The following is a 23,785-nucleotide window of genomic DNA, read 5'->3' as shown; positions in this document are numbered from 1 at the left end:
TTTGTGGAAAGCAAAAAATTACCCCGTATATTTACCCTAAAAATTAAGGGAAATTGCTAACTTCATTAACCATAAAAAACTTTGCACTAATTGAAGATGTTCACATTCAATTAGAAAATAACTTCACAACTATTACAGGAGAAACCGGTGCAGGAAAATCTATTCTTTTAGGTGCTCTATCCTTACTATTAGGAAAGCGAGCAGATTTAAGTAGTATAAGAAATACCGATAGGAAATGCGTTGTTGAAGGAGTTTTTGATATTAAAAATTATGCACTTCGAGAACTCTTTAATGTTCAAGATTTAGATTATGAAGAGCAAAGTATAATTAGAAGAGAAATTCTTCCTTCTGGAAAATCACGTGCTTTTGTAAATGATACACCAGTTACCTTACAAAAATTAGCAACCTTAGGAAATCAATTGGTAGATATTCATAGCCAACACGAAACCTTATTTATTGGAGATTCTTCTTATCAATATAAGGTAATAGATGCTTTGGGAAATAATCAAGAAAATTTAAAGGCTTATACAGTAGCTTATCATAATTATCAAGACCTACAAAAAAAGCTAGAAGCTTTAAAGATTGAACAAAAAGAAGCGCAAGCAAACTATGATTACAATCTTTTTCTACTGAAGGAATTAGAAGAAGCTGAACTTGAGGTAGGAATGCAAGAAGACTTAGAAGCAGAATTTCAAGCCTTAAATAATGTAGAATTATTGAAAGAAAATCTTTCCGGTTCACTTTATCAATTTCAACAAGAGGAAATCGGCGTTTTGGAAAGTTTGCAGACCATAACAAATAGACTTCAACACATAGAAAGTTTCGGTAAAGATTATGAGATGCTTTATGAACGTGTGCAAAGTAGTTTGGTAGAATTAGAAGATGTTTCGGTAGAAGTAGAGCGTTTGCAGGATCAAGTAGAAGACGATCCGCAGCGTTTAGAAATTATAAACGAAAAATTGCAAAAACTGTATCAGCTTCAACAAAAACATCAAACCGACAATGTAGCAGATTTAATACGTCTTCAGCAAGAATTAACCGAAAAAGTAGAAACTTCAGCAAATGCAGAAGCAAGTTTAGAAAAACTACACCAAGAAATTGATAGAGCACAAAAAGTTGCTTTAGCAAAAGCAGAAAAAGTATTTCAACACCGTAAAAAAGCAATTCCAACTTTTGTAAAAAAAGTAGAGCAATTATTAGAGCAAGTTGGTATGCCAGAAGCACGTTTGCAAATAGAGATTTCATTTACTAAAGAATTCAGCCTTCTAGGTGCCGATAGTATGGAATGGAAATTGGCTGCCAATAAGGGAGGAAATTTTAATAGCTTAAAAAAGGCAGCTAGTGGAGGAGAGCTTTCTAGGATTACACTGGCTATAAAAAGTATTTTAGCAACCTATAAAAAACTACCAAGCATTATTTTTGATGAAATTGATACCGGAGTCTCTGGAGATATTGCTCAAAAAATGGGAACCATAATGTATAAAATGGGACAAGAAATGCAAGTTATTGCAATTACACATTTACCGCAAATTGCCGCAAAAGGGAATCAGCATTTAAAAGTATTTAAGCAAGCAGATAAAAAAAGTACGACCACAAATATTAGCATTTTAAAAGAAAACGATCGAGTAGAAGAATTAGCAGAAATGTTAGGAGGAAAGCAAAAATCTAATTCAGCAATTGCCCATGCAAAAGCATTGTTAAACTAAGATTTGTTTTCTTATCTTTACCCATCAAAATTCACTAAACAAACAACTATGGCTTACAACCTATTAAAAGGAAAAAGAGGAATAATTTTTGGAGCATTAGATGAAAATTCTATTGCCTGGAAAACAGCAGAACGCGTTTTTGAAGAAGGCGGAAAATTTGTATTAACCAACGCGCCAATAGCAATGCGTATGGGTTCTATAAAAAAACTGGCAGAAAAAACCGGAGCAGAGATTATTCCAGCAGATGCAACTAAAGTTGAAGATTTAGAAAATTTAGTAGAAAAAGCAACAGAAATTTTAGGAGGTAAGCTTGATTTTGTTTTGCATTCTATAGGAATGTCTGTTAATGTAAGAAAAGGAAATCATTACACGGATATGAATTACGCTTACACCGAAAAGGGATGGGATGTATCTGCAGTTTCTTTTCATAAAACAATGCAAGTATTATATAAAAAAGATGCCATGAACGAATGGGGAAGTATTGTAGCTTTAACTTACATGGCTGCGCAACGTGTATTCCCAGATTATAATGACATGGCAGACAATAAAGCGTATTTGGAATCGATTGCCAGAAGTTTTGGTTATTTTTTCGGAAGCGAGAAAAAAGTACGTGTAAATACGATTTCTCAATCACCAACTCCAACAACCGCAGGGCAAGGCGTAAAAGGTTTTGATGGTTTTATAGCCTATGCAGATGAAATGTCACCGCTAGGAAATGCAACCGCTCAAGAATGCGCAGATTATACCTTAACACTATTTTCAGATTTAACAAGAAAAGTTACTTTACAAAACTTATATAATGATGGTGGATTCTCAAATATGGGTGTCAGTCAAAAAGTAATGGAAAGTTTCGTTAAAGAAAAGTAAAAATTTTAAAATAATTTATGTTTTATATAAAAAAAACCGCTTAAGAGCGGTTTTTTTTGCTTTTAATCTTTGTTATGTGAAATAGGTTAGTTTAATGTTAATTAGTTGAAATTTTTTTAATATTTTTAATCAGTGTTTAACTAAAATATATTTTATGAGAAAAATTACATTATTAACAATCTTTTCCCTGCTTTTTGCCTGGTGTAGTTTTGCCCAAGTGCAAATAGGTGAAGGAACAAATGAAACTCAACGAGTTCCCTTCGAGCCTTACTATGGGTATTCTTATACGCAAAGTATTTATTTAAGTTCGGAGATTAATGCAACTGGAGAAATTATAAGTTTGCAATGGTTTTATAGCGGTACATCTGCTTTGCCAGACAGCCAAGATCTTACCATTTATTTAGGAGAAACTACTAAAAATACTTTTGAATCTAGTTCAGATTGGGAAGATATTTCCAATCTTACTCAAGTATATAATGGCGGAATAACCGTTTCTGCGGGTTCTGACGGTTGGGTTACCTTAACCTTTGATACTCCGTTTAATTATACTGGTGTAGGTAATTTGATTGTTGCTGTAGATGAAAACACGGCTAGTTATGATGAATCTGGTGATGATTTTCATAATACAGATGTTGGAAGCCAAAGAAGTATAGGATTTTACAGTGATGGTACAAATCCAGATCCTGCTTCACCACCAACAACAGGTTTTTCCTTTTTTACTTCTAACTATGTGCCTAATATTATTTTTGATGGAATAACTCAAACATGTCCAACTCTTTCAGATTTATCAGCAGATAATGTTACTACAACTTCTGCCGATTTAACTTGGACCGCAGGAGGAACAGAAACCGAGTGGGAAATACTCTATGGCGAAGCTGGTTTCGACCTAGAAACAGAAGGCACTACTATTTCAGATAATGATGGTACTTTAGGAGAAAGTTTATCAGGGTTATCTTCAGATACAGATTATGAAGTATATGTTAAATCTATTTGTTCTGCAAGTGACGAGAGTGCATACGTTGGACCTTCAGGTTTTACTACATTAGTATCATGTCCAGATCCTTCTGAGATATACACAACAAATGTAACATCTATTTCAGCAGAAGTTTACTGGTTAGCTGGATTAAGTGAGACTGAATGGGAAATTCTTTATGGAGAAACTGGTTTCGATCCAGAAACAGAAGGTACTACTATTTCAGATAATGATGGAACCTTAGGTGTGGAGTTAACAGGCTTAATGCCTCAAACACAATATGATGTTTATGTGAAAGGAGTTTGTGATATAGATGATGAGAGTAACTGGGTTGGACCATATACATTTGGAGATTATGCTGCTTTAGAAGTAACAGGAGGTTTTAATGAAGATGTGATTGCAAATGGTGTTGGAGATCCTTCTACAACTACTACCAGTCTTGTTGATGATGACAGTTATGCATATTTATCTGAAGATTATCAATTTTCCGCTTCTGATGAACCAGCTGGATTCGGTCTTCCTATTGATGGAAATTTATCGGAAGGTCCAACTGAAGGATTAAATTTCCAAATGGCAGATTACAGCAGCAATAACTCTTTAAGAATTCCTACAGCCGGAGAAGAAAATGGTGGTACGTTAATATTCGATAACTCTCAAACAGCTAATAATTTATATATTATGGCTACTTCCGGTAGTGGCTCTTCCGTAATGGCGGGAACCATTACATTTGATGACGATACTACTCAGGAAATTCCTAATACCGATATACCAGATTGGTATGGAGGTCCTGCAAATATGACAATTATTTCTGGATTGGGAAGAGTAAATGTAACCGATGGTAATGCTGCAAGTAATTCTTCGAATCCTAGAATTTATCAATTAGAAGTGAGTGTAGACCCTTCTAACTATGATAAGGTAATTTCTAGTGTAAATTTATATAAGGAATCGGGTGATGGAATAATTAATGTTTTTGGGGCTAGTATTCAATTTGCTCCAGATTGTGCAGAGCCTACAGATCTTACAGTAGATAATATTACTTCAGATTCAGCAGATATTACTTGGACTGCAGGGAATACAGAAACTGAATGGGAAGTATTATACGGTGATGCTGGATTTGATGCAGAAACGGAAGGAACTTCAATTGCTGATGATGATGGAGAATTAGGGGTAACAATTGCTGATTTATCAGCCATAACAGAATACGATGTGTATGTTAAGGCTATTTGCGGTACAGATGATGAGAGCATATGGATAGGACCAATTTCTTTTCAAACAGAATGTGCTACTTATATACCAGAATATGTAGAAGATTTTGCTAGTTTTATTCCTACTTGTTGGGAAGAAGCTGGTAGTGGATTGCCAAGTGAAGGGCCTTCCGATTTAGGAACAGGATCTTGGTTTGAAGAGGAGTTTTTAAACACAGGTTCTAATAATGCGGCTGCAATTAATTTGTATACTACAGGAAGAGAAGAATGGTTAATTTCTCCATCTTTTGATTTATCAGCAGATTCTTATGAATTGGTTTATACAACAGCTGTTACAAATTATCTTAATTCAAATCCTTCAGATATGGGATCTGATGATGAAGTCCAATTATTAATTTCAGAAGATAACGGAGCAACGTGGAGTAATTTATTAACTTATGATGCATCTAATACTCCATCTGCTACGGGTCAAGAAGAAATTATAGATTTAAGTACATATTCTGGAACAGTTAAGTTTGCTTTTTGGGCTACTGATGGAACAGAAGATGACTCTGAAGATTATGATTTCTTCGTAGATGATTTTGAAGTAAGAATTCCTCCAACTTGCCCAGCACCTGTTGACTTGTTAGTTGAAAATATAACAACATCTTCAGCTGATATTAGTTGGACAGCAGGAGAGGATGAAACTGAATGGGAAATTCTTTATGAAGAAGAAGGTTTTGATCCTGAAACAGAAGGAAACTCTTTAATGGATGACGATGGAGAAATAGGAGAAGAATTAACTGATTTGACGTCTGGAGGAGTGGGCTATGATGTTTATGTTAGAGCTATTTGTGGAGATGATAATGAAAGCGTTTGGATAGGACCAATTACTTTTTATACAAACTGTGAAGCAATTGATACGGCTTATGCAGAAGATTTTGAAACAAATCTATCTATTCCTACTTGCTGGTCAAGTATTAATCAAGGTACAGCAAATCAATGGAATATTTCTTCAACTATAACAGGAGGAGCATATAGTGGAAGTAATGCTGCAAAAATTGTTTATGAATCTGCCACTGCTCATGATGATTACTTAATTACTCCATTAATGGAGATAGTAGAAGAAACTAACGATAAATTTTCATTTTGGATAAAATCTAGGAGTACTACATTTTTAGAGCCTTACGAAGTTGTTTTATCTACAACTGGTAGTGATTCTGATAGTTCTTTTAATGTTACTTTACAAGAAGAAGAGACTGCACCTGCAATATGGACAAAAGTTGAATTTGATTTATCAGAATATGTAGGAGAAACTATTAATATTGCTGTTCGAGCAACGGGAACTAATGAATGGGAATTATACGCAGATGATTTTGTTTTTGAACCATTATTAATTTGTGAAGCTCCAACAAATGTAATAGTAGAAAATGTAACAGATTCTTCAGCAGATATTAGTTGGACAGCAGGAGATGATGAAACAGAATGGGAAATTCTTTACGGAGAAGCTGATTTTGATCCAATGACCCAGGGTACTTCTGTAATGGATACCGATGGAACAATAGGAGAAACTATTTCACCATTAATGGCTAATACACCTTATGATGTATATGTTCGTGCAGTTTGTGGTGAAGACGATCAAAGTGATTGGACAGCAGTAGAGACATTTACAACAGAACAATTGCCTTGTGAAGTTCCAACAAATGTAATAGTAGAAAATGTAACAGATTCTTCAGCAGATATCAATTGGACAGCAGGTGGAACTGAAACAGAATGGGAAATTCTTTACGGAGAAGCTGATTTTGATCCAATGACCCAGGGTACTTCTGTAATGGATACCGATGGAACAATAGGAGAAACTATTTCACCATTGATGGCTAATACACCTTATGATGTATATGTTCGCGCTATTTGCGGAGAAGACAATCAAAGTGATTGGACAGCAGTAGAGACATTTACAACAGAGCAATTACCTTGTGAAGCTCCAACAGACGTAGTAATTTCTAATGTACTTCAAACTTCAGCAGATATCAGTTGGACAGCAAGTGGAGATGAAACAGAATGGGAGATTCTTTATGGAGAAGCTGAATTTGATCCACTAACCGACGGAATCTCTGTAATGGATACTGACGGAATTATTGGAGAAACTCTAGTTGAACTAACGCCTGAAACAGATTATGATGTATATGTTCGTGCTATTTGTTCTGACGATAACTTTAGTGATTGGACTGCGGTTCAGTCTTTCACAACAGAAGATTTGAGTATAGCAGCTGAGCAGTTTGAAGGCTTTGAGTATTACCCTAACCCGGTAAAATCTACACTTAGCTTATCGGCTACTTTCCAAATTGAAAAAGTAGTGGTTTATAATCTTTTAGGACAAAAAGTAAATCAACTTACTCCTAACACATTAACTACCGAAGTTAATATGGATAGATTGTCAGCTGCAACTTATTTAGTAAGTGTAACTATTGATGGACAAGTGAAAACATTCCGTGTAATTAAGGAATAACTTTCTTAAAATAGTTTAAAGTAAAATCCCAAAGTTTATAGCTTTGGGATTTTTTCTTTGCTTATTTTTGTAGTGTGAAAATATCATATAGTTTTATAATACCGGTTTATAATCGTCCCAATGAAATTGAGGAATTGTTGATGAGTTTTAAAAACTTACAGACCAATATTCCTTTTGAAGTGGTTATTGTAGAAGACGGTTCAACGGAAACCTCAGAACACATTGTTAGAAATTATGATACTTTTTTAAGTATCTTATATCTTAAAAAAAACAATTCCGGTCCCGGTGATTCTAGAAATTATGGGATGCAAAAGGCATCAGGAAATTATTTTATTGTTTTAGATAGTGATGTTGTTCTTCCTAGTGATTATTTAAATAATGTAGATGATTTTTTAAAAGCAAATTATGTAGATTGCTTTGGTGGTCCTGATGAAGCTGATAAAAGTTTTACTAATATCCAAAAAGCCATAAATTTTGTAATGACTTCTTTTTTGACTACCGGAGGAATTAGAGGTAGAAAAAAAGCAGTCAAAAAATTTGAGCCACGTAGTTTTAATATGGGAATTTCAAAAAAAGCTTTTGAAGCTACTAAGGGATTTGGTAAAATTCATCCAGGAGAAGATCCTGATTTAGCTATTAGAATTAAAAATGCGGGCTTTAAAACTTGCTTAATTCCCAATGCCTATGTTTATCATAAACGAAGAATAAGTTGGTCTAAATTTTATCAACAAGTTCATAAATTTGGAATGGTGCGTGTAATATTAAATAATTGGCATCCCGAAACCTCAAGTCCGGTTTTTTGGTTTCCTTCATTTTTTACCTTCAGTTTTTTTGTAGCTCTGTTGTTGCTATTATTTCAAGTTTATTTTCCTGTTCTACTATTTGTATTTTACTTTTTATTAATAGGTTTTTTGGCAACATTAAAAACCAAAAGTATTTATATAGGATTTTTATCTATTAGGGCAGCTATAATTCAATTTTTTGGTTATGGTCTTGGGTTTCTAAAATCTACCTACTATCTTAGGCTACTCAGAAAAGAACCTAAAGAAGCTTTTCCTAAACTGTTTTTTAAGTAAACATGCCACGTAAAATAAAACGTTTGTCCAAAATTCCATTTAAAAGAAAAAACTTGAAAGCTTTTTCTTTTTTTCTTGTTTTTGCAGTTTTTATATGGCTGATTGTTCAGTTTTCTAAAGATTATGAACAAACCATTAGTGTACCGCTTATTTTAGAAAATAGTCCTAAAGATAAATTAGTTGAAAAAAAACAAGAAGTCCTAAGATTTAGTGTTCAAGAAAACGGGTTTAGTTTAGCCTGGTTAAAGCTTTTTAATTCTTCAATTAAGGTAGATTTAGAAAACTTACCGGCTTCAAAAAGTAATTTATTGTATATAATTCCGCAACAAAAAGATAGTATTAAACAAATATTAAATATAAAAACCAATAATATTAGGTTTTTAGAAGACACTATTGCTATTCCTTTTCTTCAAAAATCAACAAAAAAAATTGCAGTAAAATCTTCTATAAAAGTTTCTTATGCTCCGGGTTATTCTTCTCAAAAACCCTTAGCTATTTTGCCTGATTCAATTAAAATCAGCGGATCAATAAAAAATATTGATACTATTTCAGAAATATTTACGGAAGAATTAAACTTAAAAAATATTAAGGCTGATCAAAAAGGAAGTGTAGCTTTAGATACCACTACTATTTCGCAAGTAAGTTTTTATAGGACTAAGGTAGATTATACATTAGATGTAGAAAAATTTACTGAAGGTAGAGTAGAGGTGCCTATTGAAGTAATTAATAACCCTGAGAATACGGATATAAGTATTTTTCCGAAAAAAGTAGTGGTTATTTTTAGTGTAAGTCTGAAGGATTTTGAATTGATTTCTAAAAATGACTTTAGTGTAATTTGCGATTTTTCTGAGATAGAGAAGGAGCAAAATTTTATTATTCCTAAACTTATTAAACAGCCTAAGTTTATAAGCGATGCTCGACTTAATATTAATAAAGTTCAATTTATAATTAAGCGGAAATGATTATTGGTTTAACCGGTGGTATAGGAAGTGGTAAAACAACTGTAGCAAAGATGTTCGAATCTTACGGAATACCGATTTATATTGCCGATGAGGAAGCTAAAAAAATGCTGAATTTTATTTCAGTAAAAAAAGAAGTTATTCAACTTTTAGGAGAAAATGCCTATAAGAATAATCAACCAGATCGGGAGTATATTGCTTCAAAAGTATTTGCAGATGCAGAGTTGCTAGCAGAATTAAATGGAATAATTCACCCAAGGGTACAGGAGCATTTTCAAGAATGGTACGATCAACAACAATCTGCTTATGTAATTTACGAAGCAGCTATCTTATTTGAAAAAGGAGGATATAAAAAATGTGATTTTAGTATTTTAGTGACTGCACCTAAAGATGAAAAAATAAAGCGGCTTCAAGAAAGAGATAATTCTAGTAAAGAACAAATAGAAGCACGCATGAAAAATCAGTGGTCTGACGAGAAAAAGAAAGATTTTGCAGATTTTATTATTGAAAACATAGAATTAGAGACTACAAAACTTCAAGTAAAGAAACTGCACGAAAGGCTTTTAAACAAAGGGAAGAGTTAATGTTAACATTTGGTTAAACCATTTAAAATCTAAATGTTAAAATCTTACTTTTGGGCACATGAATAAAAAGCTATTTTTACTTCTTATACTATTAATGAGTCTTTCGTTGATAGGTATTATTTTTGTACAAGGATATTGGATCAAAAATACCGTAGAAAGTAACGAAGAGCAATTTTCTTTTAATGCCAAGCAAATACTTATTAATGTAGCCGATCAAATAGAGAAGCAAGAAATAGATAAGTATTATGTGCAGTATGCCACCTTAGCAGATTCTTCTAAACCTACCAGTGCTAGACTTAGTGAATTATTTCAGATAAAACAAGATCAGTTAACCAATGAAACTTTTTTCTATTCAAATAGTATTTTACAAGAAGATTATAAGCTAAACTCTTCATTTTTAAGTGGTAATAAAGATTCGATTGACTTCAAAAAAATAACTAATAAAGAAGTAAAAGTTACTAGAATTTTACGCAATGATCAACCTGATGCGCCGAATAACTTAAGTGCAGAAGAAAAGTTTCAGCGAATTTCTAGACTAGAAGAAGAAGAAAAATACTTACTATTAGATGCTATAAAAGAAAAAGCCGCTGATTTACCTATTTATAAAAGAATAGACACCACAAGTATTAAAACTTTAATTGATGCACAATTAAGCGCTAGAGATATAAAATCTGATTATGAATACGGTATTTATAGCGATTTTTTAGCAACAAAAGTAAAATCTGAAGATTTTGAATTAAAAAACACGGCGACAACTTATGGTATTCCAATTTTTGAATCGCCAACAACCAATTATAAATTATATATCAACTTTAAGGATAAAAAGAAAGAAGTACTTTCTTCCATTGCATTAATGGCTTTGTTAAGTATAGTTTTTACGCTAATTATTGTAGTGGCTTATTCTAGTGCTCTGTCTCAATTAATTAAGCAAAGACAAATTTCTCAGATTAAAACAGATTTTATAAACAATATGACGCACGAATTCAAAACGCCAATTGCAACCATAAATTTGGCTTTAGATTCTGTGAAAAACCCTAAAATAGCCAATGATACTGAAAAGGTTCAGCGTTATATGAAAATGATTAGGGATGAAAATAGACGAATGCACGCACAAGTAGAAAATGTGTTGCGGATGTCCAAATTAGAAAAGAATGAGCTTGATATAAAAAAAGAACGCCTAAAATTACACGAAATAATTGAAGATTCTATAACACATATTCAATTAATTGTGGATGAAAGAGAAGGCTATGTTCAAACACATTTTGGAGCTTTAAAAAGTTCAATTTTAGCAAATGAAACGCACTTTACTAATGTATTGGTCAATATTTTAGACAATGCTATAAAATATTCTCCAGAGCAGCCAAAAATTGATATTTATACAGAAAATGTAAAGAATTTTATTGTATTAAAAATTAGAGATCAAGGAAAAGGAATGAGCCGTTCTGTGCAAAAAAAGATTTTTGAAAAATTTTATAGAGAACACACGGGCGATATTCATGATGTAAAAGGCCACGGTTTAGGTTTGGCTTATGTAAAACAAATTGTTATTGACCATCACGGACTGATAACAGTAGAAAGTGAAAAAGGAAAAGGAACAACATTTATAATTAAATTACCACTAATATCATAAATATATGGAAACTGAAAGCAAGAAAATTTTATTAGTTGAAGACGATCCAAACTTCGGAATTGTCTTAAAAGATTATTTAGCAATGAATGACTACGAAGTTACTCACGCTAAAAATGGAATGGAAGGATTTGAGAAGTTCAAAAAAGATGATTTTGATCTTTGTATTCTAGACGTAATGATGCCTTACAAGGATGGGTTTACCTTAGCAAAGGAAATCAGAGAAAAGAATGAAGAAATTCCTATTATCTTCTTAACGGCAAAAGCTATGAAAGAAGATGTATTAAAAGGTTATAAAGTAGGTGCAGACGATTACCTAAACAAACCTTTTGATAGCGAAGTTTTATTGATGAAAATAAAAGCTATTATGCAGCGTAAAGCTACTGATAGCATTGCAGATAGCAAACAATTTGAGTTTACAATTGGTGCTTTTCATTTAAATTCAAAACTTCGTTTTTTAACTTTTAAAGACGAGGAGCCTTCAAAACTATCTCCAAAAGAAAACGAATTATTACGTCTTTTGGCTTTGCACGAAAATGATTTAATGCCTCGTGAATTAGCACTTACTAAAATTTGGAGAGATGATAATTATTTCACCTCAAGAAGTATGGATGTGTACATTGCTAAATTACGTAAGTATTTAAAGAAAGACGAAAATGTAGAAATTTTAAATATTCACGGAGAAGGATTTAGGTTAGTGATTAGAAATAAAGAAGAAAGTGCATAAAAAATAGAAAGCAATTTCAGTTTCAAAAACTGCTTCACGATATATTATCGTGAAGTTGTTTTTTGTTTTATGTAATTGATAATTTCTTCAGTTGAACAATCATATTCAAACCATTTGATATCGGAATCTTTTCTATACCAAGTTAATTGCCTTTTAGCAAATCTTCGTGTATTTTTTTTAATTTCCTCAATGGCAAAATCTAGAGAAAACTCCCCATCTAAATACGCGAAAATTTCTTTGTAACCAACAGTATTTAGAGCATTTAAGTTTTTAAATGAATATAATTTTTGGGCTTCCTCAAGTAAGCCTTCTTGAATCATTATATCTACACGCTGTTCAATGCGTTTATATATAATCTCTCGAGGAGCAGTCAAGCCAATTTTTAGACTTGAAAAATTTCTTTTCTTAGAAGGTTTGTTTAAATAATAAGAATAGTTATGATTGCTTCCTAAACAAATTTCTAAAGCTCTAATTACACGTTGTGGATTTTCTAAGTCCACTTTTTTAGCATATTCCGGATCTAATTCTGCTAATTTTTTTTGAAGGGGAATTAAGCCCTCTACATCAACTTGTAGATTTAATTTTTCCCTAATTGCAGGATCAACTTTTGGAAATTCATTTAAACCTTTATTTATAGCTTTTGTATACAATCCGCTACCACCTACAAGGAACAAAAAATCATTTTCCTCAAATAATTGGTTTATTTTTTTAATTACGTCACGTTCAAAAACACCTACTGAATAATTTTTTTCAATAGAAATATGCTGAATAAAATGATGCTTTACTGCCGCTAATTCTTCAGTTGAAGGAACCGCGGTACCAATTTTCATTTCTTTAAAAAACTGTCTAGAATCTGCCGAAATTATTTCAGAAGAAAAGTACTTTGCTAACGCTATACTTTTAGAAGTTTTGCCGATAGCTGTAGGCCCTACAATAGAAATTAAATACTTATTTTGCATTAGAGTTTATATCCGCAATGATGACAATAATCAGCCTTATTAAAATGTTGTTTTTCATTGCAATTATAGCAAGATTGTGTATTGTTAACGATTTCTTTTCGGCTTGCTTTAGAATATTCTGCACTTACAATTCCTGTAGGAACGGCGATGATCCCGTATCCCATGATCATAATTAGTGATGCTATAAATTGGCCTAGAGGTGTTATGGGATGTATATCACCAAAGCCAACAGTAGTTAAGGTTACAATACACCAATAAACACTTGCTGGAATACTCGTAAAACCGCTTTCTGCGCCTTCAACCATATACATTACTGTCCCAAAAATTAGGGAAAGTACAACTACCGCAAAAAGAAATACTAAAATTTTTGGTCGGCTGTCACGCAATGCAACCATTAGTTTATTTCCTTCGCCTATGTAACGATTAATTTTTAAAATTCTAAAAACTCTAAGTAAACGTAAAGCTCTTATAGTGAATAGAGCTGAGCTTCCGGTAATGATCAATGATAAATAAAGCGGAAGGGTAGAAAGTAAGTCTATAATTCCGTAGAAGCTAAAAATATAACGAAATGGTCTTTTTATAACTACAATTCTTGCAATATACTCTAAGGTAAAAAGTATAGTTACAATCCATTCTGCATAAGTTAGAAAATCATAAACCCAGGGATCTAGGCCTTTTACACTCTCTATTACGACAAAAATAATACTTAACAAGATGACAATTAACAGGACAACATCGAAAATTTTTCCTGTAGGAGTATCTGCCTCATAAATTACTTCGTGAAGTCGTTCTCTCCAATTGTCTTTTTTATTTGCGGCTTGTTTTTTAGTCACTGTAAATTTTATTGAATGATAAAAATAAAAAAATGAGCATTAAAATTCTATAATTTTAAAAGGCTTTCTTTTTCTAAGGTAATTTTGAATGATATGTTGCGTATCCCGATTGTTCTGCATCGGGGTAATAATATTTTTAACAATATCTATATTAGTCACTTGAAAATTTAAATTAAAATATCCCATGCCTTTAAACATACCATCTTCTATAAGTAAAACACTTTTTTCATCTGCTTCGCGACCACGATCTAAAATAAGCATGTTCTTATTTCGGTAAGTATATTTTTCAATTACTTTTTTTACTTTTTTATTATAATTTTCAGCTGATTCTAATCCAATACAAGCTCCATCGCATTCTTTTATGCTAAATCGAAAACAACCTCCTTTAGTTTTATGAATACCGGTTAACTTTTCACATAAATTAAATTCTTCTACAATTTTTTCTAAACTGCTTTTGGCTTGATTAAGATTGGTAAAAGTTATGATACTTTTTTTGTCTTTAGAGGCTTTTCCTATTTTTAGTTCAAGGTAACCATCCTTGTTTTTTTCTTTGTATAAAGCGTGACTGAAAATATCCTTTTTTAACGCACGATTGTATTTGGGTTTATTTTTTTTAATTTCCTCATTTTCTTTTAATAAAGCTAAAAGCTCATTTCCGCAGGCTTCGTAAGTTACCACAGAAACTTCGTGCTGTATTTTTTTAGATTTATGATTGGTGTTTGTAAAATGCTGATTGATTCGTTTTTTTATATTTTTACTTTTACCAATATAAATTACATCTCCTTGCGTATTGTGTATATAATAGACCCCAGTGATTGATGGCAGTTCATCAATTATTCTAATTAATTTAGTATCGATTTGAATTTTGGGGTTACTTCTAACCGATCTCGAAACAATTTCTTTATGAGAATCTTTATTAATTAAAAGTTTAAAAAGTTTTACTGTTGCTAATGCATCGCCGTTAGCACGATGTCTATCGGTTAACGGAATTCCTAAATTTTTAACCAACTTTCCTAAACTATAAGAAGGCATATTAGGAATTAATTTTTTGGAAAGCTCTACCGTACAAAGTGATTTTCGTTGAAAATCGTAACCCAACCTTCGGTATTCGGTGCGTAAAATTCTATAATCAAACTTGGCATTGTGCGCCACAATTACGCAATCTTCGGTAATTTCTATAATACGCTTGGCAACTTCGTAAAATTTTGGAGCATTACGCAACATTTCGTTGTTTATCCCGGTAAGACCTACTACAAAAGGCTGAATGGGACGTTCCGGATTTACTAAGCTGATAAATTGATCTACAACTTCTTGTCCGTCAAATTTATAAATAGCGATTTCGGTAATGCCTTCTTCATTAAATTTTCCGCCGGTGGTTTCTATATCGAGTATCGCGTACAACAATAGTTTTTAGTAATTACGTTCTCCAAAAATTGAACTTCCAATTCTAATCATATTACTTCCGTGTTTTAGGGCAATTTTATAATCGCCACTCATTCCCATAGATAAATATTTAAACTGACTTTTTTCAGCTAATTTATCGTATTGTTTTTTTAGAAATTCAAATTCTTTCTCTACCTGTTTTTCATCATCTGTAAAAGTTGCCATTCCCATAAGTCCGACAATTTTTACATTTTCCATGACAGCATAAGCTTCGGAAGTTAAAATTTTTTCAGCATCACTTGCTTCCATTCCGTATTTAGAATCTTCTTCTGCAATTTTTAGTTGAAGTAAACATTCTATGATACGGTTTTCTTGTTTTGCTCTTTTATTTATTTCTTTCAGCAGTTTAAGTTTATGAACCGCATGAACTAAACTAACATAAGGTGCCATATATTTCACCTTATTGGTTTGCACGTGCCCAATCATGTGCCATTCAATATCTTTTGGTAGCGCTTCATATTTATCGGTCATTTCTTGAATTTTATTTTCGCCAAAAACACGTTGTCCGGCTTCGTAAGCTTCAAGAATAGCTTGATTAGGTTTAGTTTTAGAAACAGCTACTAGAATAGCTTGAGGAGAAATTTCCTCTGTGTATTTTTTTATGTTTTCAGCAATATTCATATCGCTTCGGTTAAAATTCGTAAATAGTAACGCCGCTTCTTAACTTAGGCTGAATATAAGTAGATTTTGGCGGCATGGTTAAGCCTTCTTCAGCAATTTGTTTCATTTCTTCAACACTAACCGGTAACATTCCAAAACCGACTTTAAAATCGCCGCTGTCTACAGCGCCTTTTACATAAGTCATTCCGTTTTTACCGTGTGAATAATCTATGCGACTATCATTTCTTAAATCAGTTATGCCTAAAATTGGTTCTAAAACGGTTTCATAAAGTACTTGGGCATCTAATTTAGAAAGAGCATTGGTAAATTTGTATGCACTATTTCTTAAATGAAGTGCGTAAAATTCGCCGTCTAAATACATGCTGAAATGATGCTTTTGTTTTGGTTTATAATATTCTAGTCCCCAGTTTTCAATTCTAAAAATAGCATCTAATTTTATAAGAAATTCTTCTTTTGAAAGTTTGTTTAAATCTTTAATCAAGCGATTAAATTCATGTATTCTTAAATCGCTTTCCGGAATTATAAAACTCATAAAATAATTATAAGCGTCATTTCCGTCAGATTTTTTTGAATTTTCCTGAATATCTTTTGCCAATAAATAGGAGGAAGCAGAACGGTGATGCCCGTCTGCAATATACATTTTTGGAATATTCTGATATTCTTTTTTTATGATTTCTACTTGTTCATCATCATTTACCAACCATAAATAATGGGTATCTCTAAAAGTGGTGGTAAATTCATATTCGGCTCTTGTTGTGGTTACAGATTTTATGATTTCGCTTAAAACCGAGTTATCGGGATGTGTTAATAAAACCGGTTCTGCATTAAAACCAACAATTTTTAAATAATCTTTAAACGTATTTTCACGATATGCAATGGTATCTTCATGCCGTTTTATCGTGTTTTTTTCATAATCTTCTATACTAGCTGCGGCAATAATTCCACTAAAGCTTTCGCCTTCCCGATTTATGATTTTGTAAACATAATAAGTGGGTTTTTGATCTTGAATAAAAATACCGTCTTCTCGAAATTCTTGGTAGCGGTTTTTTACCAACGTAAAACGTTCTTGCCCCGAAATTTCTTTGTGATATTTATAACCGGGATTTACAATATGAAGAAAAGAAAAGGGATTATTATCTAAGCGTGCTTCCCTTTCGGCTTGGGTATAGCTCTGATAGGAGCGAGCTGCAATTAAGCTTACTTTGTCTCTAGTTGGCCGTACGGCTCGAAAGGGAAGAATCTTAGGCATATATTAATTTTATACAAATTGTGCAGAAACTTTTTCAGCTTTTTTGCTTTCGCTGTAATCGTAAAACCCTTCTCCAGATTTTACGCCTGTTTTTCCGGCTTGTACCATATTTACTAATAATGGGCACGGAGCGTATTTTGGGTTTTTAAATCCGTCGTACATTACTTCTAAAATAGAAAGGCAAACATCTAATCCAATAAAATCTGCTAATTGTAATGGTCCCATTGGGTGCGCCATTCCTAATTTCATTACCGTATCAATTTCTTGAACACCGGCAACATTATTGTAAAGCGTTTCTATTGCTTCATTAATCATCGGCATTAAAATTCTATTAGCAACAAAACCAGGATAATCGTTTACTTCTGTAGGAACTTTTTTCAAGTTTTTAGAAAGTTCCATTATAGTTTCTGTAACCTCATTAGAAGTATTATAACCTCTAATAATTTCTACCAATTTCATAATAGGTACCGGATTCATAAAATGCATTCCGATAACTTTTTCGGGTCTATTGGTTACTGAAGCTATTTTAGTAATAGAAATTGAACTTGTATTTGAAGCTAAAATGGCATCTTTTGGACAGATTTCGTCTAATTGACGGAAAATATTCAGCTTAATTTTTTTGTTCTCTGTAGCAGCTTCAACTACTAAATCTATTGCTTCTACGCCTTCTTCAATCGAAGTAAATACACTAATATTTTCTAGTGTTTTCTTTTTCTCATCTTCAGAAATTTTTTCTTTTGCCACCATTCTGTCCAAATTTTTGGTGATGGTTGCAATTCCTTTAGAAAGATTTTCTTCAGAAATATCAATTAAATTTACGTTGTAACCGAACTGAGCAAAAGTATGTGCAATACCATTTCCCATTGTTCCGGCGCCAATAACAGCAATGTTTTTCATAAGTAATTGTTTTTGTTTTTATTCATCAAAACTTTTGATAACCGCTTTAGCTACTTTTAGTGCTTCGGTGGCTTCTTCAAAAGTTACTCTAGTTTTGGTGTTATTATTGATTGCATCTGCAAAGGTTTCTAACTCGTCTAAAATGGCATTATTAGGAGAAACCTCTGGATTATCAAAATAAATTTGTTTTTTCTCGCCTTCGGCATTTTGTAGAATCATGGCAAATTCATCGGGTTCTTGCGGTGCATTTTTCATTTTTACCACCTCGCATTTTTTCTCTAAATAGTCAACTGAAATATAAGCGTCGCGTTGAAAAAAGCGAGATTTACGCATTTGTTTTAGTGAAATTCTACTGGCGGTTAAATTTGCTACGCAACCATTTTCAAATTCAATTCTTGCGTTGGCAATATCTGGCGTATCACTAATGACTGAAACTCCGCTAGCATTTACTTTTTTTACTTTAGATTTTACCACGCTTAATACCGCATCTATATCGTGAATCATTAAATCGAGTACAACAGGAACGTCGGTTCCGCGTGGATTAAATTCTGCTAAGCGATGCGCTTCAATAAACATAGGATTCTCAATTTTTGGAACCACTGCTTGAAATGCGGGGTTGAAACGTTCTACGTGCCCAACTTGTCCTTTTACACCTTTTTCATTAGCTAAGCGTGTTAATTCTTCCGCCTCTTCAACCGTATTGGTAATAGGTTTTTCTATAAATAAATGTTTGCCGGCTTGAATGGCTTTTACCGCAACATTGTAGTGCGAAAGCGTAGGAGTAACCACATCTACCACATCTACCGCTTTTATTAATTCTTCTACACTTTTAAAACGATGATAATTGAATTCGGTAGCTACATCTTCAGCATATTGCTCGTTCGCATCATAAAAGCCAACCAATTCGTATTTTTTGGATTCATTTAATAAGCGCAAATGAATTTTGCCTAAATGGCCAGCGCCTAAAACTCCTACTTTTAGCATATTTTTTATGGTTTGTCACAAAAATACTATTTCTTTTAGGAAAGTAATATTTATTTTTTAGGAAATAAGTATTCGATGGCTTTTTGATTATAATGACGTATTTCGATTTGATATTATTATAGAGCAAATAAATTAACTCATAGTAATTTAGCGGAAAGGCTTTTAAATTGTTGACTTTTTTCAAGTAAAAGCAAAGATAGTTTTCTTCAATTTTGGCTACTTTTGTAGTAAAATTCAACGGGGTGAAAGATTCATTTAGGCAACAAGGTAAACGTAAACAATTGGTAGAAACGGTAAAAGAAAAGGGAATTACTGATAAAAAAGTATTGGATGCAATTGGTAAAATACCACGTCATCTTTTTATGGATAGTAGTTTTGAAGATCATGCATACCAAGATAAAGCTTTTCCTATTGCTGCAGATCAAACCATTTCTCAACCCTTTACGGTTGCTTTTCAGAGTCAGTTATTAGAAGTTAAACCTGGTGAAAAAGTCTTAGAGATTGGTACTGGAAGCGGTTATCAAACTGCGGTTTTATGTGAATTAGGAGCAAAAGTTTATAGCATAGAACGCCAGCAAGAATTGTATTTAAAAACAAAACGCTTTTTAAATCAGTTAGGTTATCGACCGAAATATTTAAGTTTTGGAGATGGTTATAAAGGTTTGCCGGCTTATAAAGATTATGATAAAATTATTGTTACCGCCGGTGCTCCGTATGTTCCAAAACCATTATTGAGTCAATTAAAAATAGGAGGAAAGCTGGTTATTCCTGTAGGTTTAGAAAACCAGACGATGTATCTTTATAAACGCAAATCCGGAACTGAATTTGAGAAAAAAGCCTATGGTGATTTTAGATTTGTACCCTTATTAGAAGATAAAAACTAGCAATTATTTTTATTTACTCTCGTTATTATTTTAACCATAAAAACTATTCTTATGAAAAAGTTACTTTTTTTACTTACTGTTATTTTTTGTTCATCTACGCTTAGCGCACAAGGTTTAGATCTTGGTGTAAAAGCCGGAGCTAATTTTGCTACTTTAAGTGATGCAACTAACGCTGAACAGAAAACGGGTTTTCAAGCAGGATTTTTTGCCGGTGTAAAATTTAGTGATAAGCTAGGCATTCAAGCAGATTTGCTGTATTCGCAACAAGGGGCAGAATTTGATTCGGAAGAATTTAACTTAGATTATATTAATGTTCCTGTGGTTTTAAAATATTATTTAATTAGTGGATTAAATTTGCAAGCGGGACCACAATTTGGTTTTGTGATAAACGATGACTTTCCTGATACTGATGGAATTGGAGATCAAATTGAAGCAAACGAATTTGATTTTTCTGCAGCCGTAGGAGCAGGTTTCGATTTTCCATTTGGTTTGAGAGTAGATGCTCGTTATAATTTTGGTTTTAATGATGTGGCGGATAATACAAAAGGAAAGAATGCCTTTTATTCTATTGCATTGGGCTATTCTTTTTTATAAACCAATGCTAATACCAAACATTACGCCGTCGTCTTGCCAACTTCCGTTATAGGCGCGAACGTAATCAACTCGTAGAAATCTAAATTTCCCTATTCCGATATTACTCATTCCAACAGAATATTCTGAATAGGGTTTATTTCCGGTTGTCCAAAGTGCATTTATGCCGGCAACCATATTAAAATTCAGCTTATTAATAAACGGAATCTTCCCTAAAATCCACCCCTGAAAATTATGTTCTAGGTGAAACTCTCCATATTCTTCATTTGTACTTAATCCGTAATACGGCAACAAATTAAATTGTGTAATAGATTCACTTAATTTTACGTGGGTTAAATTTCCGTTGAAATGTTTAAAATCTACATAAGAAATATCTTCCGCATTAAAAAAAGCGCCACCTTTTATTGAATAAGATAAATCGCCTTTATTTTGTAAGTCAAATGATTGTAAAGCGGTGAGCATAAAATGATCAAAATTATAGGCCTCTATGCTTGACGCAAATCCTTTTTCGTAGGTTGCGTATAATGTTGGGTAATCTGAATTGGAAACGTTGTATTTGCCATCAGGATAATTGTAATACTTTTGATCAAAATTTATTCTACCGGTTACGCGAAGTTTAGCAATATTGTGCTCTTCAAAAGGAGTAGAATTAAAATTATTGGGTTGCAACGGATTGTTAGCTGTATATTCTTCTTCATCCTCAATAATATCAACATCATCAAAAAGCGGATTTCTCCGTTCAAAACTTGCTGTGGCGTAAAGTCTAAATCCGTTGAAAAGTTCTTCAGAATAGGAAGCTTCAATAAATGAACGATCGTAAAGTTTTAAGTAGTTTTTATCAAATAATACACTGGCGATTGTACTTACAATTGGTCTAATAGGTTCTGTATCGTTAATTTGCCTAGCTTCAACCCCGCCTTTAATCGTTAAATACGGACGTGATTTATTATTAAATTTCTTTCGAAAACCGCCGGTCATTCGGTAGCGTTGGTCGGCAAAACCGTAATTCATACTACTAAAAAGTTCCCAATATTTTTGATTGTCTTTTTGCTCTTTTCTAAAGTATGTATCTAAGCTTAGATTCCAGCCTTGTACGGTATTAAACTGAATTCCCGATATGGGAGCGCTAATATCAAAAGAAAGTCCGTTGTATGAATCTGCCCAATGATAGCCAAAAAGAATGTCGCCTACATTAAATCTATTGCGTTCTGTATCTACAGAATCTTTGTATTTTTTTGAAGAACGAATTTCTTGAATGCTATCTTTTTTGACGTAATCGTTTGCTTCTTCTTCTGTTAATGGAATTGGACGAATTTCTTGCCAATACAATGAGTCTTTTTTGTTTGCATTTTCAGTAAAGCTTAAAATTTCTTTACTGAAGGTATTTTCAGAAAAATCGGGGTTAAAATTGTAATTGCTGTAGGCGGCGTTAAAACGACCATTTCCTTTTATGCCGAAAATTTTCCAGCTAAAATCTACTTTTTGCGATAATTTTACCCATAAATTGTCTTTTGTTGAATAGGTGAAATTTTGTTTAAAGGTAATTTCTTCAATCGGTTCTACTTGAATGGCGCTTCCGGTTGTTGTTAAATTTACACCGTAAATTTGCCATTCGTCTTCCACAATATAAATGTAGCCAGAAAATACGCGGTCTTTTTTTCGTTTGGGAATTACTTTTATTTTATTGATGAGTTTTTGGTTTTCATCGTAAAAAATTCCGTCTAGCTCATATTTGTAGTAGTTGAATGCGTATTCTGCGATTGGTGAAACTACTTTTGCGTTAATTTCTATAGTATTGTCATAAAAAGAAAAATTGGCATCGCGCGCGCTGTTTATGCTAAAACCATTATCGTCTCCGCTAACTTTTGAAGCGCTTATTTTTTCGTGAAAATTATCTGGTGCTTGATATTTTATTTTTGAAATGGTTTCTGACAAATAAATAATTCCGCTACGGGTAGAATCTAAACTTCCGCCGAGATCGCCAACTTCTGCACCTAAAATTTTTTCTGGTGCATCTTCAATTTTCCAGAGTCCACGGGAATAAAAATCGGCGGTATAGTGCTGAATTTTGAGTTTGTTTTGTTTTCTAAATTCAATTGCTTTTCTAATTACGCGATTAGCAGGATTCTCATTAGATTTGAGAACGACTTCATCTAAACTGGTAGATTCTTCAGCTAAGCTAGCGTTAAGCGTGTGCGGAAATTTATTGATAGTAATTTTTTTCTTCAGTGTTTTGTAACCCAAAAACTGAAAAACCACGGTCATTTCTCCCTTTTTTTCAATTTCTAAAGCGTAATTTCCGTCTTGATTACTGGTTGTTCCTGTAAAGGTATTTTCAATATAAATATTTACGTAGGGTAATTTTTCTCCGTTTGTATTGGTGACTTGTCCGGTAATTTGACTAAAACTGAGCCAAGAACTGAAACAAAAAAAACTGACTAGTAAATATTTAAACATATAATTTTAGTTGTTAAATTCTTTTTTAACCCGATCTAGCTTTCGCTTACTTTCACGATCTTTGATGGTTTCACGCTTATCGTGTAATTTTTTACCCTTACAAAGTGCGATGCTCAACTTAGCTAAACCTCTGTTGTTTATAAAAAGTCGTAACGGAATAATAGTAAGACCAGAATGGGTGACTTGCTTTTCTAATTTTCGTAATTCATTTTTATTTAAAAGTAATTTTCGTTCACTTTTGGGGCTGTGATTAAAATGTGTTGCATGAGAATATTCTTCAACGTGCATATTTATTACATATAACTCACCTTTATGAAATTCGCAAAAACTCTCTGCAATCCCGGCTTTTCCTTGTCGAATTGATTTTATTTCTGTACCCGCTAATTTTATTCCGGCAGTATATTTATCAATAATTTCGTATTGAAATCTTGCTTTTCTATTTTTTATATTGATGTTGTTCTTTTCCATAAATGCTAAAATAGGAAGCTTTTTCTATTTAAAAGCAAAGTATTGCTAAATAAACAGAATTTTAAGCATTCCTAATTTCAAAATAATGAGTTACTACTTAAATGACTTTTTAAAAGTAAATTTGTTACAAAAAATGGCTTTAAATTTCTTTGAAAAATAAAAGCTTAGCTCTAAAATCTTTCCTTAT

19 protein-coding genes are annotated in these 23,785 nt (G+C 32.7%); 10 read left to right on the top strand and 9 right to left on the bottom strand.

Translation table 11 applies throughout. From position 1 onward, the window contains the following. The first annotated feature begins 53 nt into the window (after positions 1-53). The 8 genes from recN (at position 54) to D9R05_RS02155 (ending at position 12,212) form a co-directional block, all read left to right on the top strand. On the top strand, positions 54-1,706 hold the full coding sequence (gene recN / locus D9R05_RS02190; protein WP_121665573.1) for a DNA repair protein RecN: 1,653 nt from the start codon (positions 54-56) through the stop codon (positions 1,704-1,706). A 48-nt stretch (positions 1,707-1,754) separates the two neighbouring features. Beyond that, positions 1,755-2,573: an enoyl-ACP reductase FabI gene (locus tag D9R05_RS02185; RefSeq protein ID WP_121665572.1), complete on the top strand. Its 819-nt coding sequence runs from the start codon at positions 1,755-1,757 to the stop codon at positions 2,571-2,573. Between the two features lie 154 nt (positions 2,574-2,727). After that, positions 2,728-7,239: a T9SS-dependent choice-of-anchor J family protein gene (locus D9R05_RS02180; protein ID WP_121665571.1), complete on the top strand. Its 4,512-nt coding sequence runs from the start codon at positions 2,728-2,730 to the stop codon at positions 7,237-7,239. Between the two features lie 74 nt (positions 7,240-7,313). Further along, complete coding sequence (locus tag D9R05_RS02175; RefSeq protein ID WP_121665570.1) at positions 7,314-8,315, top strand: glycosyltransferase; 1,002 nt, start codon at positions 7,314-7,316, stop codon at positions 8,313-8,315. A 23-nt stretch (positions 8,316-8,338) separates the two neighbouring features. After that, a complete protein-coding gene (locus D9R05_RS02170) occupies positions 8,339-9,277 on the top strand; it encodes a YbbR-like domain-containing protein (protein WP_205589263.1) in 939 nt (312 codons plus the stop codon). After that, positions 9,274-9,858 carry a dephospho-CoA kinase gene (coaE, locus tag D9R05_RS02165; RefSeq protein ID WP_121665568.1) on the top strand — a complete coding sequence of 195 codons (585 nt, stop codon included), beginning with the start codon at positions 9,274-9,276 and terminating at the stop codon, positions 9,856-9,858. Before D9R05_RS02170 ends, coaE begins: the two co-directional genes overlap by 4 nt. 58 nt (positions 9,859-9,916) lie before the next feature. Further along, entirely contained in the window at positions 9,917-11,488 is a 1,572-nt protein-coding gene (locus D9R05_RS02160; RefSeq protein ID WP_121665567.1) for a sensor histidine kinase, read from the top strand. Between the two features lie 4 nt (positions 11,489-11,492). Then, on the top strand, positions 11,493-12,212 hold the full coding sequence (locus D9R05_RS02155; protein WP_121665566.1) for a response regulator transcription factor: 720 nt from the start codon (positions 11,493-11,495) through the stop codon (positions 12,210-12,212). A gap of 44 nt (positions 12,213-12,256) precedes the next feature. Here D9R05_RS02155 and miaA read toward each other — a convergent pair whose 3' ends face one another. From miaA to D9R05_RS02120, 7 genes are read right to left on the bottom strand one after another with little or no spacing between them, the layout of a single operon-like run. Then, positions 12,257-13,171, bottom strand: coding sequence for a tRNA (adenosine(37)-N6)-dimethylallyltransferase MiaA (gene miaA, locus D9R05_RS02150; RefSeq protein ID WP_121665565.1), 915 nt, complete (start codon positions 13,169-13,171; stop codon positions 12,257-12,259). Beyond that, positions 13,171-14,004 (bottom strand): ion transporter, encoded by an 834-nt coding sequence (locus tag D9R05_RS02145; RefSeq protein ID WP_121665564.1) that lies wholly within the window; start codon positions 14,002-14,004, stop codon positions 13,171-13,173. Before D9R05_RS02145 ends, miaA begins: the two co-directional genes overlap by 1 nt. Positions 14,005-14,043: 39 nt before the next feature. Further along, complete coding sequence (locus D9R05_RS02140; protein ID WP_121665563.1) at positions 14,044-15,405, bottom strand: exonuclease domain-containing protein; 1,362 nt, start codon at positions 15,403-15,405, stop codon at positions 14,044-14,046. A 9-nt stretch (positions 15,406-15,414) separates the two neighbouring features. Further along, the gene (locus D9R05_RS02135; RefSeq protein WP_121665562.1) at positions 15,415-16,068 is read right to left on the bottom strand and encodes a YggS family pyridoxal phosphate-dependent enzyme; all 654 of its coding nucleotides are present in this window, start codon (positions 16,066-16,068) and stop codon (positions 15,415-15,417) included. Positions 16,069-16,078: 10 nt separating this feature from the next. After that, entirely contained in the window at positions 16,079-17,317 is a 1,239-nt protein-coding gene (locus D9R05_RS02130) for a DUF1015 domain-containing protein (RefSeq protein WP_121665561.1), read from the bottom strand. 9 nt (positions 17,318-17,326) lie between these two features. Continuing rightward, the gene (locus D9R05_RS02125) at positions 17,327-18,214 is read right to left on the bottom strand and encodes a 3-hydroxyacyl-CoA dehydrogenase family protein (RefSeq protein WP_121665560.1); all 888 of its coding nucleotides are present in this window, start codon (positions 18,212-18,214) and stop codon (positions 17,327-17,329) included. 18 nt (positions 18,215-18,232) lie between these two features. Further along, the gene (locus D9R05_RS02120; RefSeq protein ID WP_121665559.1) at positions 18,233-19,198 is read right to left on the bottom strand and encodes a Gfo/Idh/MocA family protein; all 966 of its coding nucleotides are present in this window, start codon (positions 19,196-19,198) and stop codon (positions 18,233-18,235) included. Between the two features lie 242 nt (positions 19,199-19,440). Between D9R05_RS02120 and D9R05_RS02115 the strand changes: the two genes are divergently transcribed. Next, entirely contained in the window at positions 19,441-20,082 is a 642-nt protein-coding gene (locus D9R05_RS02115; RefSeq protein WP_121665824.1) for a protein-L-isoaspartate(D-aspartate) O-methyltransferase, read from the top strand. A gap of 51 nt (positions 20,083-20,133) precedes the next feature. After that, the gene (locus tag D9R05_RS02110) at positions 20,134-20,676 is read left to right on the top strand and encodes a porin family protein (RefSeq protein WP_121665558.1); all 543 of its coding nucleotides are present in this window, start codon (positions 20,134-20,136) and stop codon (positions 20,674-20,676) included. Here the strand turns inward: D9R05_RS02110 and D9R05_RS02105 are convergent. Beyond that, positions 20,671-23,130 (bottom strand): DUF5686 and carboxypeptidase regulatory-like domain-containing protein, encoded by a 2,460-nt coding sequence (locus D9R05_RS02105; RefSeq protein WP_121665557.1) that lies wholly within the window; start codon positions 23,128-23,130, stop codon positions 20,671-20,673. The two genes, D9R05_RS02110 and D9R05_RS02105, sit on opposite strands and share 6 nt — an antisense overlap. 6 nt (positions 23,131-23,136) lie before the next feature. After that, the gene (gene smpB / locus D9R05_RS02100; RefSeq protein ID WP_121665556.1) at positions 23,137-23,598 is read right to left on the bottom strand and encodes an SsrA-binding protein SmpB; all 462 of its coding nucleotides are present in this window, start codon (positions 23,596-23,598) and stop codon (positions 23,137-23,139) included. Positions 23,599-23,785: the final 187 nt, after the last annotated feature.

Origin of the sequence: Mesonia aquimarina (assembly GCF_003667275.1) — a bacterium.
GTDB lineage: Bacteria > Bacteroidota > Bacteroidia > Flavobacteriales > Flavobacteriaceae > Mesonia > Mesonia aquimarina.
The sequence above is the reverse complement of the archived record's forward strand: the minus strand, read 5'-3'. Positions and strand labels throughout refer to the sequence as shown.